Genomic DNA, 13463 nt, shown 5'->3' on the forward strand with positions numbered 1-13463 from the left:
GGGTGCGGGCGCGCGCGGGAGCGGACGGCGGTGGGGTGGGGTGGGGTGCTGTGAGGGGCGCGGCCTGGCGTGCCTTGGTGCGGAGTGGGGGACGTCACCAGTGGCCTGCGCCACGCGACGTCGTTCAGGGGCCCGTTCGGGCCTCTGGCGCCGGGCCCTCGCAGGCTGCCCCGGGGCGGTCGAGGGGCTGCTCCCCGGGCCCTTCGGGGGTGCTGTGGCCCGGTGGACCGTTCCTTGGTCGGCCCCGCGAAGGGTCTGGCTTTCCCAGCTCCGCTCCACTGCTCGCCTTCTGACCTGCGGGTATCGGCTCGGTTTGCCTTTAGGGGTGGAGGGTGCGTATGGTGGTAGATCGTTTGATCCCATTTGCCCGGCGCCAATGCAGAAGCGCGCCGTGTGGCGCGTACTCTCCCTTGCCGTGGCGGACCGCATCGAGGCGGTCGTGTGCGAATCACGGAGTTGACGGGCGCGTGCCGATGAGACTCCGGAAGGTTTCGCATACGCATGTCCATTTCCAGTACTGATCACGTCGTCGTGCCCGAGAACGGCGAGAACGAGGTCGTCGAGGAGACCCCCACGGTCACCTTCGCGGACCTGGGTCTCCCCGAGGGCGTCGTGCGCAAGCTCGCCCAGAACGGCGTGACCACCCCCTTCCCGATCCAGGCCGCGACCATCCCGGACGCCCTGGTCGGCAAGGACATCCTCGGCCGTGGCCGCACCGGCTCCGGCAAGACCCTCTCCTTCGGTCTGCCGACGCTGGCCACGCTGGCCGGCGGGCACACCCAGAAGCACAAGCCGCGCGCCGTCATCCTCACGCCGACCCGTGAGCTGGCCATGCAGGTCGCCGACGCACTCCAGCCCTACGGCGACGTCCTCGGCCTGAAGATGAAGGTCGTCTGCGGCGGTACGTCCATGGGCAACCAGATCTACGCCCTGGAGCGCGGCGTCGACATCCTCGTCGCCACCCCGGGCCGTCTCCGCGACATCATCAACCGCGGCGCCTGCTCCCTGGAGGACGTGCGGATCGCCGTCCTCGACGAGGCCGACCAGATGTCCGACCTGGGCTTCCTGCCCGAGGTCACCGAGCTGCTCGACCAGGTCCCGGCCGGCGGTCAGCGGATGCTCTTCTCCGCGACCATGGAGAACGAGATCAAGACCCTCGTCGACCGGTACCTCACCAACCCGGTCAGTCACGAGGTGGACGCGGCGCAGGGCGCGGTGACGACCATGTCGCACCACATCCTCGTCGTGAAGCCCAAGGACAAGGCGCCGGTCACCGCCGCGATCGCCTCCCGCAAGGGCCGCACGATCATCTTCGTCCGGACCCAGCTGGGCGCCGACCGCGTTGCCGAGCAGCTCCGCGACGCCGGTGTGAAGGCCGACGCGCTGCACGGCGGCATGACGCAGGGCGCGCGGACGCGCACCCTCGCCGACTTCAAGGACGGGTACGTCAACGTCCTCGTGGCCACGGACGTCGCGGCGCGCGGCATCCACGTCGACGGCATCGACCTGGTGCTGAACGTGGACCCGGCGGGCGACCACAAGGACTACCTGCACCGCGCCGGCCGTACGGCGCGCGCCGGGCGCACGGGCACCGTGGTGTCCCTGTCGCTCCCGCACCAGCGGCGGCAGATCTTCCGGCTGATGGAGGACGCGGGCGTCGACGCCTCGCGCCACATCATCCAGGGCGGTGCCGCCTTCGACCCGGAGGTCGCCGAGATCACCGGCGCCCGGTCGATGACCGAGGTCCAGGCCGAGTCCGCCGGCAACGCCGCGCAGCAGGCCGAGCGTGAGGTCGCTCACCTCACCAAGCAGTTGGAGCGGGCCACGCGCCGCGCCGCCGAGCTGCGCGAGGAGGCCGACCGGCTGACCGCGCGCGCCGCGCGGGAGCGGGGCGAGGACCCGAAGGCGGCGATCGCCCAGGCGCGCGCCGAGGAGTCGGGCGAGGGCGCTGCCGCCGTCGTCGAGGCGGCCGCGGCCGTCGTCGACGCCGCGGTGCTGTCCGAGGTGTCCGTGCCGGAGCAGCCGGCCGCCCAGGACGTGGAGCGCGTCGAGCGCGCGGAGAAGGCGGAGAAGTCCGAGCGGTTCGAGCGGACCGACCGGGCCGAGCGCGGTGGGCGGTTCGAGCGTGAGGAGCGGTCCGGGGGCGCGGGTTCGTCGTACGGGCGTTCCTCGTCGTACGAGCGTCGCGACGACCGCGGTGGATTCCGCCGGGACGACCGTGACAACCGGGGCGGGTTCCGCCGTGAGGACCGCCGGGACGACCGTGGTGGGCGTTCCTTCGAGCGCCGGGACGACCGTGGCGGCTTCAACCGCGACAACCGTGACAACCGTGACAACCGGGGTGAGCGTCGGGACGACCGTGGCGGCTTCCGCCGTGACGACCGGCGTGACGACCGTGGTGGGCGTTCCTTCGAGCGCCGGGACGACCGCGGCGGCTTCAACCGCGACAACCGTGACAACCGGGGTGAGCGTCGGGACGACCGTGGCGGTTTCCGTCGCGACGACCGGCGTGACGACCGTGGTGGGCGTTCCTTCGAGCGCCGGGACGACCGCGGCGGCTTCAACCGCGACAACCGGGACCGTGGGTTCGACCGTGGTGGCCGCTCCTTCGACCGCCGGGACGAGCGCGGTGGGCACCGGGGCAGCGACCGCCCGTTCAACCGGGACCGCCAGGGCGACCGCCCGGGCTTCCGCTCCGGCGGCCACGAGCGTCCGTACGGCCGCCGTGACGACCACCGTGGCACCGGCTCCTTCGGCCGCCGCGAGGACAAGCCGCGCTGGAAGCGCAACGGCTGATCCGAGCCGAGCGCCTGGTCTGTGAACGCCGTGGCCCCCACCTTCCGGGTGGGGGCCACGGCGTTTCTCGTGTGTGACGCACTGGCGCGTCTCTCGCGTGACGCATCGGCGCGGCTCACGTCTGGCGCACCGGCGCGGTTCACGTGGGGCGCCCCGGGGCGGCGGCGGTGGCGGTGGGTGCTGGACCGATTTCCAGCCACCTTGTGACGCATGTCACGCCACCGGCAAGGGAATTGCTGGGGGCATGACAGATGACGACATTGCCCGTGGGGCGCCCGGGGCCTCGGCTCCGGACTCGGTGTCGGTCGCGGTGTCGGACGAGGAACGGCTGGCCCAGCTGGGCTACACCCAGGTCCTCGCACGCCGTATGTCCGCGTTCTCGAACTACGCGGTCTCCTTCACGATCATCTCCGTCCTGTCCGGCTGCATGACCCTGTACCTGTTCGGCATGAACACCGGCGGCCCGGCGGTGATCACCTGGGGCTGGGTCGGGGTCGGGCTGATGACGCTGTTCGTCGGCCTCGCGATGGCCGAGATCTGTTCGGCGTACCCGACCTCCGCGGGCCTGTACTTCTGGTCGCACCGGCTGGCGCCGCCCCGGACCGCGGCGGCCTGGGCCTGGTTCACGGGCTGGTTCAACGTGCTCGGCCAGGTCGCCGTGACCGCCGGCATCGACTTCGGCGCGGCGTCGTTCCTGGCCGCGTACCTGAACCTGGAGTTCGGCTTCGAGGTGACCCCCGGCCGCACGATCCTGCTGTTCGCGGCGATCCTGCTGCTGCACGGCCTGCTGAACACCTTCGGCGTCCGTATCGTCGGTCTGCTGAACAGCATCAGCGTGTGGTGGCACGTCCTGGGCGTCGTGGTGATCGTGGGCGCCCTGGCGCTCGTCCCCGACGACCACCGCTCGGCGTCGTTCGTCTTCACGGAGTTCGTCAACAACACGGGCTGGGGCAGCGCGTTCTACGTCGTCCTCCTGGGTCTGCTGATGGCGCAGTACACCTTCACCGGGTACGACGCCTCCGCGCACATGACCGAGGAGACGCACGACGCGTCCACGGCCGGCCCCAAGGGCATCGTCCGCTCCATCTGGACGTCCTGGGTGGCGGGGCTCGTCCTGCTGCTCGGCTTCACCTTCGCGATCCAGTCGTACGACGGTGCGCTGAAGTCGGCGACGGGGGTGCCGCCCGCCCAGATCCTCATGGACGCGCTCGGGGCGACGGCCGGAAAGCTGCTGCTCCTCGTCATCATCGGCGCGCAGCTCTTCTGCGGCATGGCGTCCGTGACGGCCAACAGCCGCATGATCTATGCCTTCTCGCGCGACGGGGCGCTGCCGTTCTCGCACGTCTGGCACACGGTCAGCCCGCGCACCCGGACGCCCGTCGCGGCGGTGTGGCTGGCGGCGGGCGGCGCGCTCGTCCTCGGCCTGCCGTATCTGATCAACGTGACGGCGTACGCGGCCGTCACGTCCATCGCGGTGATCGGCCTCTACATCGCCTACGTCATCCCGACACTGCTGCGGCTCCGGAAGGGCGACGCGTTCGAGCGCGGGCCGTGGCATCTGGGCCGCTGGTCGCGGACGATCGGCGTGATCTCGGTGACCTGGGTCTTCGTCATCACCGTCCTCTTCATGCTCCCCCAGGTCTCTCCCGTCACCTGGGAGACCTTCAACTACGCCCCCGTCGCCGTGCTGGTGGTCCTCGGTTTCGCCGCGATCTGGTGGACGGCCTCGGCCAGGCACTGGTTCCTCAACCCGGAACACGAACGGAACGTGGCGCGGGCGAAGGGGAGGGAGGGGGCACCGGAGCCGGTGGATCCGTAGGGGGCGGGTCCGGAGCCCGGGCGGGGTAGGCGAAGCCCTGGGGGCGGATGGGGGTGAGGCGGGCGGGACGCTGGGTGGGCTAGGCGGGTGTGCGGGGTATGGGGCGCTGCGGTAGGGCGATCAGCCGGCCTCGCGCACCGCCGCGTCGAGGTGGGGGAGGCTCGCGTGAGGCGTGCGGGGTGCCGAGTGGGGGAGCTCGTGAGAGGCGTATGGGGCGTCGCGGGCGGCGACTTCGGGCGTCCGCGCGGAGCCCGCACGCGCCATTCCGCTCCGCTCCCGCCGATCTTCCGCCCGTTCTGTTCTGCGGCGAACCTTTTTGCGGCCCCCCCGACGCGGCCGGGTCACCGATACCCGATCGGAGTCCCGGCCTCGTCCGGCTATGCTCGGGTAGGCAACATCGCCTGGGCCCTTAGCTCAATTGGCAGAGCAGTGGACTTTTAATCCATTGGTTGTGGGTTCGAGTCCCACAGGGCCTACGGTTCGCGGGTGGGGGATATCCCCTCTGACCTGCGGTGCAGCGTCCGAGTCGGCTTCGGTCGGGTCGGGCGCTGTGGCGTTTTCGGGGTTCTGCGTGAGCGATGCGTGAGCGGGTGTTCGAGCAGGGGAGTGAGGCTGACGTCGTGAGTCGGCTGATTGATCGGCCCGTCAGGCAGCAACGTGCCGCTGATCACTCGCAGCCGTCAGGGGAGCCAAGGTCGTAGGGCCTCTCTGCGGCGATGCTTCGTCGGCGCGGGAAGCACGGATCTCCGCGCTCGAACAGTCCTCATTCGCCGCGACGAGTTCGCGGCGGAGCCGGGATGCGGGCCGTCACCGCCTCGAACTGGTGCAGTCGTCGATGCTCACGGCAGTGGCCGCGACGGCTGGCGGTCGGCCCTGGTGTCACAGACGAGGTGGATCTTCGTGGCCAGTGTTACCACGGAGCTGGCCCATCACCTCGCCCGGCCGCGCCTGTGTTCCACCCCGATGCCGTACTTGTGGCCCATGCCGTGGCGGAGTCGGCGCACACAAGCGTCGAGCTCACGGCGCCAACGACGTCGTTTTGCGATCGTCAGGAACCTGCCCGTCCGCCCGTGGTTCAGCTGGCAACGGCCCGATGACCGTTCATGTCTGATCAGTGTCCTCGTGACGATGCACCGGACACGGCACAACGACTAGGCGAGTCTGTGGGCAGGACTTGAGCGCCTGGGGAAGCGGCTTGGTTGAGCAACCGCTTCCCCAGGCCGGATCTGAATCCGGGGTAGGCGCCTATGCCACGATGTTGAGTGCGGAGTACAGGGCGTAGAGCACCGCGGGAAGTGCGCCCACGAGTCCCGTCAGGGCCGCGATCACTACAGGCAGCCGCTTGTTGGACCTCAACGACCTGACGAGGTAACCGACCAATACAAAATAGGCCAGAGTCACTACGACTCCGGCCAAAAGCACAGGTGGACTGATTGATTGCATGACAGCGCTCGTTCTCCCTATGACTTTTGCCCAGTCCGGATCTGCGGCACGCGTCAACAGACAGACCGTCAAGGGCCCTTGGCAGGAGCCCAGTCCACCCGCGGTACGGCGGCATTGGGATGACGGTAGCTCAAAGAGCCTCAGATGAGCCAGAGTTGAGAAAAGGGGCAGACTGAAGCCGTCGGGCGGCCGGGGGCCCGGGATGCCACTCCCGGGGGACCCCGGCTCAGCGCAGCCCCGGACTGGGCAAGTCACAGAGTGCGGTTGGTCGATGCTCGCAGGCGCCAATAAACGATCCATATACGTCTGCTAAACGAGTTGATACGCTGACGGCAGGGGAGGCAGCGATGGACGGCGTACCACGGGTACCGGAGCGGCGTCGCGTCAAGTCGCCGGACGAGCCGGTAGCCAAGTCAGCAGCGTTGCGCTTCAGCGTACTCGGGCCAGTGCGGGCTTGGCGCGGCGATGAGCCGCTGAGCACCGGATCCCCCCAACAGCGTGGTCTGTTGGCCGCTCTACTCCTGCGCGAGGGTCGTACGGCGACTGCAGCCGAACTGATCGGCGCTTTGTGGGGTGAAGAGCCCCCGTCGCAGGCGCTGGCCGCTGTCCGGACGTACGCCTCCCGCCTGCGGAAGGTCCTCGACCCTGGGGTGCTGGTCAGCGAGTCGGGTGGCTACGCGATCCGGGGTCTGCGTGACGGGGCCTTGGACCTGGCGGTGGCGCAGGACTGTGCGACCGAGGCGGAGAAGGCGAAGACGGCTGGTGACCTGAGCCACGCCCGCGACCTGCTCAACCAGGCGCTGGTTCTGTGGGACGGAGAGCCGCTGTCCGGGGTGCCCGGCCCGTTTGCCGAGACATACCGGGTGCGCTTGGAGGAGTGGCGACTCCAACTGCTCGAATCCCGACTGGACATGGAACTGGAGCAGGGCCACTACGCGGAGGCCATTTCTGAACTCACGGCCCTGACGGCTGCACATCCGCTGCGGGAGCGGCTGCGTGAGTTGCTCATGTTGGCGCTGTACCGCAGCGGTCGGCAGGCGGAGGCGCTGGCGGTGTACGCGGACACGCGTCGCCTGCTGGCAGACGAACTCGGCGTCGACCCGCGCTCGAGCCTGCGCGAGCTGCAACAACGCATCCTCCAGGCCGACCCGAGCCTGGCAGAACCGTCCGCCCCGAAGGTAGAACCGGCTGCAGTGCCGGTACGCCCCGCCCAACTCCCTCCCAGTATTCAGGACTTCACCGGCCGTGCCGCGTTTGTGGCTGAGTTGGGGGAGGTGCTGGCCTCGGTAGAGGGCCGAGTGTTGGCGATCTCGGCGTTGGCGGGAATCGGTGGGGTCGGCAAGACGACCCTGGCCGTGCACATCGCCCACCAGACGCGGGGGTCCTTCCCGGACGGGCAGTTGTACGTCGACCTCCAGGGCGCCGGCGCGCGGGCGGTGGAGCCGGAGACAGTGCTCGGGGCGTTCTTGCGGGCCCTGGGGAAAGGCGACTCGGCCATCCCAGACTCCCTTGAGGAACGGACCGCTCTGTACCGCTCGGTCCTGGACGGGCGACGGGTGCTGGTGCTGTTGGACAACGCTCGGGACGCGGCGCAAGTACGTCCCCTACTCCCCGGCACGGAGGGCTGCGCGGTTCTGGTGACTTCGCGGGTGCGGATGGTCGACCTGGCGGGCGCCCATTTGGTGGACCTAGACGTCATGTCGCCGGAGGAGGCGCTGTCCCTGTTTACGAAGATCGTGGGCGAGGAGCGGGTGGCCTCGGAGCGGAAGGCGGCGCTGGACGTGGTGGCGGCGTGCGGCTTCCTGCCGCTGGCGATTCGCATTGCGGCGTCGCGCCTGGCTTCTCGCCGTACATGGACGGTCTCGGTCCTCGCGGCCAAGCTGGCGGACGAACGTCGGCGCCTTGATGAGCTGCAGGCCGGGGACTTGGCGGTCAAGGCGACCTTCGAGCTGGGGTACGGGCAGTTGGAGCCGGCTCAGGCGCGAGCGTTCCGGTTGCTGGGTCTGGCAGACGGGCCGGACATCTCGCTTGCGGCGGCTGCAGCAGTCCTCGACCTACCAGTGGAGGAGGCGGAGGACTTGTTGGAGTCCCTCGTCGACACGTCCTTGCTGGAGTCGGCAGCCCCTGGGCGGTATCGGTACCACGACCTGGTCCGCCTCTACGCACGTTCCTGCGCGGAAAGAGACGAGTGGCCGCCGAGCGAGCGAGACGCGGCGATGTCGCGTCTGCTCGACTTCTACTTGGCCACCGCGGTGGGTGTGTATGCGCTGGAACGGCCTGGCGACCAATTGGTCGACCAGCTGGAGCCGACCGCCGACGGCGGGCTGCGCTTCACCCATCGCGATGCGGCTCTGGACTGGCTGTTCAGCGAAGCAACGCCACTACTGTCGGCGGCCCGTCAGGCTGTCGCATTGGGTGAGTTGCGCAAGGGGGTCGATCTCTTGCTCGCGGTGCGTGACCTCGCCGAGTCCGGCAGTGCCTTCCTGCGCTACGAGTCCGTAGTCATGGTCCTGCTGGACGCTGCTGTGGATCACGGAGACGCGCGGACCGAGGCACGGACACGAGCGATCCTTGCCCAACTACACTCCTTCGTAGGGCGTTTCGGGGAGGCGGAGCTAGAAGCGCACGCGGCGGTACGGCTCGCCGGATCAACCGGTGACTCCTGGACCACCGGTGACGCGCTCAACAGCAGGGGGATCATCGCGCTCTACCAGAACCGGCACAGAGACGGAGAAACATACCTCTCCCAGGCCATTGAACACTTCCGCGCCCTGCGTGACCGCCCCGGAGAAGCCGGCGCCCTCTGCAACCTGTCGCGGATTCACCTTGCCACCGGACGGACGACGAGCGCCGTCGCGCTGGCCCGGCAAGGCATCGACATCTATGACGCCATGGGCAACTCCTTGCGCGGCGCCAACGGCCGTTACGCACTCGGCCTGGCCCTCACTCAGAGCGGAGAGCTGGACTCTGCGGCCGACTGCCTCCACGAGGCCCTGGGGGTGTTCCGCGACAGTCGTCAGCGCCTGTGGGAGGGCATGAGTCTGTTCCGCCTGGCCGAGGTCGACCTTGCCGCGCGGCGCTCGGCGCAGGCCGCGGCCAACGCTGAGATGGCGCTGACCGTGCTGCGAGGCATCGGCGGGGAGTGGCGCCGGGCCAACGTCCTCGTCGTCCTTGGCCGCGCCCTGAGCGGTATCGGTCAGCCTGGTCGCGCGCAGGTCTGCTGGCGTGAAGCCCTTGAGGTCTTCGAGGCATTGGGGGCCTCAGAAACCGAGTCGGTTCGCATGCTGCTCAGCGGGAATGCCCGTCGGACGTTCAGTGCTGCCTGACGATCCCCCGCGGATACGCGTGTGAGGCTTCGCAGCGGCGCGGTGCGAAGCCTCCCGGCCCAAGATCTAGTCCCTCTCGATGACGAACAGCACCGTCAGAATGTGTTCTGCTGTCCCCAGCAGACAACGAGCCATGGACAAGTCGCCCGCCGAAGCGTGCTTGATGGCTTGGGCGCGCGCAGTGGCCTGCGTTTGCAGGGCGATGATGTTGTCCACCAGGGTGCACGTCATCTTCGCTTCGTCCTTGTGCCCACGCATGATGTAGCGGATCCGCACGGCGCGGGTGAGCCGGCCGTTGGACGACCGCCATTCCTTCTCAGGACGCCCCGACGTAGGCAGCCACTTCTCAACCTCGCTGTCCGGGGCAGCCGCACGGATAGCCCTGTCAATGGATTCCACAGCGCACTGGGCGGCCATCTCGGCAGCGGCCGGTGGGGCCTGGCGGACGACATGCCATCCGCCCTCAAGCATCTCCACGACCTTCGTGTCGATGGACGTCAGCGCTCTGCGGAGGTCTTCCAGAACATCGAGACGCCCGGCCTGCTGAGGGGAGAGCAGATCGTCGACGCGGTCGGCGACTTCCACCTCTAGGTCGGCGTCGCCCAGAACGGTCTCAGAGCTGAGCGCGTCTGCTCCCAGCAGCCCGTTTACTCCCAGACCAGTGTGCAGGGAGGAGTCGAGCTCAAAGCGTGTCGGACTATCTCCGAGGCTGCCCACGTAGTCCCGGTACAACGACAGAGGACGGCTGCTGATCTCCGACAGCAGGCCGCGGCCGGAGTCCATCCGAGCCAGCCAGTCCGTCATATACACCTGGCGGTGGACCGTGAGACCGAGGCTCTTGCGGAACTCCTCCGTAGCCCACACCGGGGGCATCGGTACCTTGAAGACGGGGCCCTTGATGATCTCGCCTATGACGCTCTCGATCTGAAGAGACGTCCGCCAAGCAGACAAGGTGCCCGGTCCGACGGCCGACTCGCTGAGCGCGGCCGTCGCCTTCAGGTACTTGAGATGTTCCCTCCCTGCAAACTGGTCCATCGAACGCAGTCCTGCGGCATATCCCGTAAGAGCACTCGGGAACATGCTCTTCTGGACGTTGGCCAGGAGCTTCCTGGTACCCAGCAGGTCTTGGTCCTGCAGCCATTTCGTGGCCTGAAACGCCGGCCCTGTCTGCAGCTGGCGGAAGAGATCGCCGTAGATCCTGCTGGTATCGATGATCTTTGCGACGGCGGCCACTGCCGGGTCAGGACTCGTCGATGCTGGCTCGACTTCGTTGCCGGTGCCGGGTACCTCGTCGTCTTCACCATCGTCTGCGGCGGCATGAACGGCCATCAGAGTCCCCTTCCTGATCACACACTGCGATCTACGGAGGATACGCGCCCTATCCGGATTGTTCAGATCATTACGCTCATCCGGGCAACAGGTGCGTACGGCTTCTGTGTCAGGTGCGCGAGGAGCCAGCCGACGGCACCCTGCGTGCCTCCGCATCCCCAGACCGCAGGGCCCGGTTGTGGGATTCGGACACCGACATCCACCATGCCTACTCGGTGTCGCTTCGAAGGCGGCGTGGGACCAACGCAGCCGCCTTCTCCGCGATTTCACGGTCCAGCTCAGGGAGCAGGCTCGTGTACGTGTCCGAGGTCAGCGTGATGGTGGAGTGCCGCAGCGTCTCCTTCACCGTGTGGATGTCTCCGCCGCCCCCGTGCGTGAGCGTCGCGGTGACGTGGCGTAGGTCCCGCAGGGTGATGGGCGGCAGGTCGGTCGTGGCGAGGATGCGGCGGAAGGTCTCGGAGACCGTGCCGGGATGGAGCCAGGAGCCGTCTTCTTTCGTGAAGACCTTGCCGGTGTCCCGCCAGGCGTCGCCCCACTGTGCGCGCTCCTTCTTTTGGCGGCCTTTGTGGTCGCGCAGTTCGGAGATGGTCGTGCTGTCGAGCGCGATCGTGTTCGCGCTTCCGTCCGTCTTGGGCTCTGACTCGTAGGGGTCCCAGCCGTCCACGACGATCTCCTTGGCGGGCGTGATGAGGCCGGCGTCGAGGTCGATCTCGTGCCAGTCCTGGCCGACCGCCTCGCCGCGACGGAGGCCGCGGGTACCCATGAGGTGGAAGATCGCGTACAGGCGGTCGCCCTCGGCCGCGTCGAGGAAGGCGCCGAACTGCTGCGGGGTCCACACCATCACCGGACCGGGGATCTCGCCCGTCTCGCGCCAGCGCCGGACTCGTTCATCGGTCCAGAGAAGCGGCTTCGGGCGCTTGCCGGACTCCAACTCGACGTGGGACGCCGGGTTGAAGGTGATGAGTTGCTGGGCGATCGCGGAGTTCAGGGCCGCGCGCAGGGTGCGGCGGATCGCCTGACGGGATGCCGGGCCGGTGATCTTCCGGAACGGCTTCATCTCCGCGAGCTTGGCCCGCTCGGCCGCGAGCAGCTTCCGCTCGGCTCCTACGGGGCGGCCGGGCTTACTCGGCTTGCAGCGGGCGATCTGCTCGCGGCGGGCCTCGTTCTCGGCTGCGATGACCTCGTTGTCGTCGGCTATCCCGTCGAACATCTCCACCAGGTGGCCGACGTTGAGGCGGTCAAGGCGTACGTGCCCGATGCGCGGCTTCAAGTGGACGCGGATGTGGGAGGCGTAGCCGTTGAGCGTGGTCTTGCGGCGCTTCTTCGCGGCGAACCACTGGTCCAGCCACTCGCCGACGGTGAGGCTGCCACGGAGGGCCAGGCCCGCCCGTAGACGGCGGCGGGTCTCCTCGATGGCCGGCAGTGGGGCCTTCTCGGCTGCGACCTCCTCCAGCAGGGCGACGAGGCGCTGGAGGCTGTCGGGGTCGTCCTTGTCCGCCAGGGCGAGCAGAGCGCGGACGTGGTCGAGGTCCGACTGGGCGTCCTTCAGGGACTCGTAGCCAGCGCGGCTGAAGGAGCGGCGGGTGCCGTCCTCGCGGGGTGGCAGCTCCTGGCGTATGGAGTGGTAACCGTGCTTCCGGCTTTTGCGCTTCGGGCAGGAGGAGCCGAGTTCCTTGCCGGTCTTCGGGTCGCGGCACGAGCAGCGGCGGTAGGTAGAGCCCTTCAAAGGCGTTCCTCCGGGGTGTCGGTATCGGGTTCGGGCGCGTCGACGTCGCCCAGTGCGGGTGGCAGATCGGGTGGGATGGCCCCCTCCTCGCGGAGATCGCGTCGGAGGTGGCGGAGGCTGTACTTGGCGGAGATGGCCTGATCGGCGTACTTGGCCCGCTGGCGCTCAGCTTCTTCCTGCTGGGCGCGGCTGGTGGCCGTCTTGGCTGCGAACCGTGCCCGTTCTTCCTCTTCTAGCGCGGCGAGGGCAGTGCTCACGAGGCTGGCGTGGGCCTCGAAGTCGGGGACCAGGCCCGCGTCGTAGCCGAACACGTCCTCTTCGCCGGTGAAGCGGCGCAGGGCGTCCCAGGTGGGCACGAGGTGCTGGAACGGAAGCTCCTGGGTCTCCTCGACGTAGCCGACAGGGAAGACCAGGCAGACCGGATACGTCTCCAGCGCGGCGGCCAGGACCATGACGTCCACCAGCGGGAGATTGGCCCGGCGGCCGGACTCCATGTTGGCGATCACGTTGCGCGGGATGGGATGCCCGAGCTGCTCGCACCGGTCCGCCAGTTCCTGCGCGCTCCATCCCATCTCCTTCCTCCTGCGCCGAACTTCGCCGGCCACGTTGGCCTTGACCCGGTCCGCCCACTCCGGGACGTCGTCCTCGTCACTTCCATCATCGAAACCGCGTTGTGTCATGCAGACACATTAACTTCGTCATCCTGGTTTGTAGGCGCCTGGAGACGGATGTGACGACCGCGTTCGCCGAGGGCTGCACGGAAAGGGGCGCACTGCATGCGCGAAGACACGACGGCCGGACGACCGAAGGGCGCGAAGGGGATGAGCCGGGAGGAGCTGCTCGCTCTCCCCGTATCGGTTGACCTGGACACGGGCAATCGGGCTCTGGGGCTCGGGCGTAGCAAGGGGTACGAGCTGGCGAAGCGCGGCCAGTACCCGTGCAAGGTGCTGCGGCTGGGCAACGCCTACCGAGTGGTGACCGCCGATCTGTTGCAGCTGCTGGGTCTGGCGGCGTGAAGGGGCGG

Annotated in this window: 7 protein-coding genes and 1 tRNA gene; 5 read left to right on the top strand and 3 right to left on the bottom strand. The window is 68.6% G+C overall.

All coding sequences use genetic code 11. The features are described 5' to 3' along the window. The first annotated feature begins 501 nt into the window (after window positions 1-501). From ACZ4Z2_RS09740 to afsR, 4 genes are all read left to right on the top strand, one after another. Window positions 502-2796 (top strand): DEAD/DEAH box helicase, encoded by a 2295-nt coding sequence (locus ACZ4Z2_RS09740; RefSeq protein WP_468074100.1) that lies wholly within the window; start codon window positions 502-504, stop codon window positions 2794-2796. Between the two features lie 244 nt (window positions 2797-3040). Further along, window positions 3041-4615 carry an amino acid permease gene (locus ACZ4Z2_RS09745; protein ID WP_468074102.1) on the top strand — a complete coding sequence of 525 codons (1575 nt, stop codon included), beginning with the start codon at window positions 3041-3043 and terminating at the stop codon, window positions 4613-4615. Between the two features lie 403 nt (window positions 4616-5018). Continuing rightward, window positions 5019-5091 (top strand) — tRNA-Lys (locus tag ACZ4Z2_RS09750). Window positions 5092-6405: 1314 nt separating this feature from the next. Then, window positions 6406-9384, top strand: a complete 2979-nt coding sequence (gene afsR / locus ACZ4Z2_RS09755; RefSeq protein ID WP_468074104.1) for an SARP-family global regulator AfsR — start codon at window positions 6406-6408, stop codon at window positions 9382-9384. 66 nt (window positions 9385-9450) lie between these two features. Here the strand turns inward: afsR and ACZ4Z2_RS09760 are convergent, their stop codons facing one another. The 3 genes from ACZ4Z2_RS09760 to ACZ4Z2_RS09770 form a co-directional block, all read right to left on the bottom strand. Next, on the bottom strand, window positions 9451-10713 hold the full coding sequence (locus ACZ4Z2_RS09760; protein ID WP_468074106.1) for a pPIWI-associating nuclease domain-containing protein: 1263 nt from the start codon (window positions 10711-10713) through the stop codon (window positions 9451-9453). 208 nt (window positions 10714-10921) lie between these two features. Continuing rightward, window positions 10922-12439 carry a site-specific integrase gene (locus tag ACZ4Z2_RS09765; RefSeq protein WP_468074108.1) on the bottom strand — a complete coding sequence of 506 codons (1518 nt, stop codon included), beginning with the start codon at window positions 12437-12439 and terminating at the stop codon, window positions 10922-10924. Next, on the bottom strand, window positions 12436-13119 hold the full coding sequence (locus ACZ4Z2_RS09770; protein WP_274240612.1) for a helix-turn-helix domain-containing protein: 684 nt from the start codon (window positions 13117-13119) through the stop codon (window positions 12436-12438). Before ACZ4Z2_RS09770 ends, ACZ4Z2_RS09765 begins: the two co-directional genes overlap by 4 nt. 96 nt (window positions 13120-13215) lie before the next feature. Between ACZ4Z2_RS09770 and ACZ4Z2_RS09775 the strand changes: the two genes are divergently transcribed. After that, entirely contained in the window at window positions 13216-13455 is a 240-nt protein-coding gene (locus tag ACZ4Z2_RS09775; protein ID WP_115907254.1) for a hypothetical protein, read from the top strand. The last annotated feature ends 8 nt before the right edge of the window (window positions 13456-13463 follow it).

This window comes from Streptomyces sp. NPDC030183, assembly GCF_055573455.1.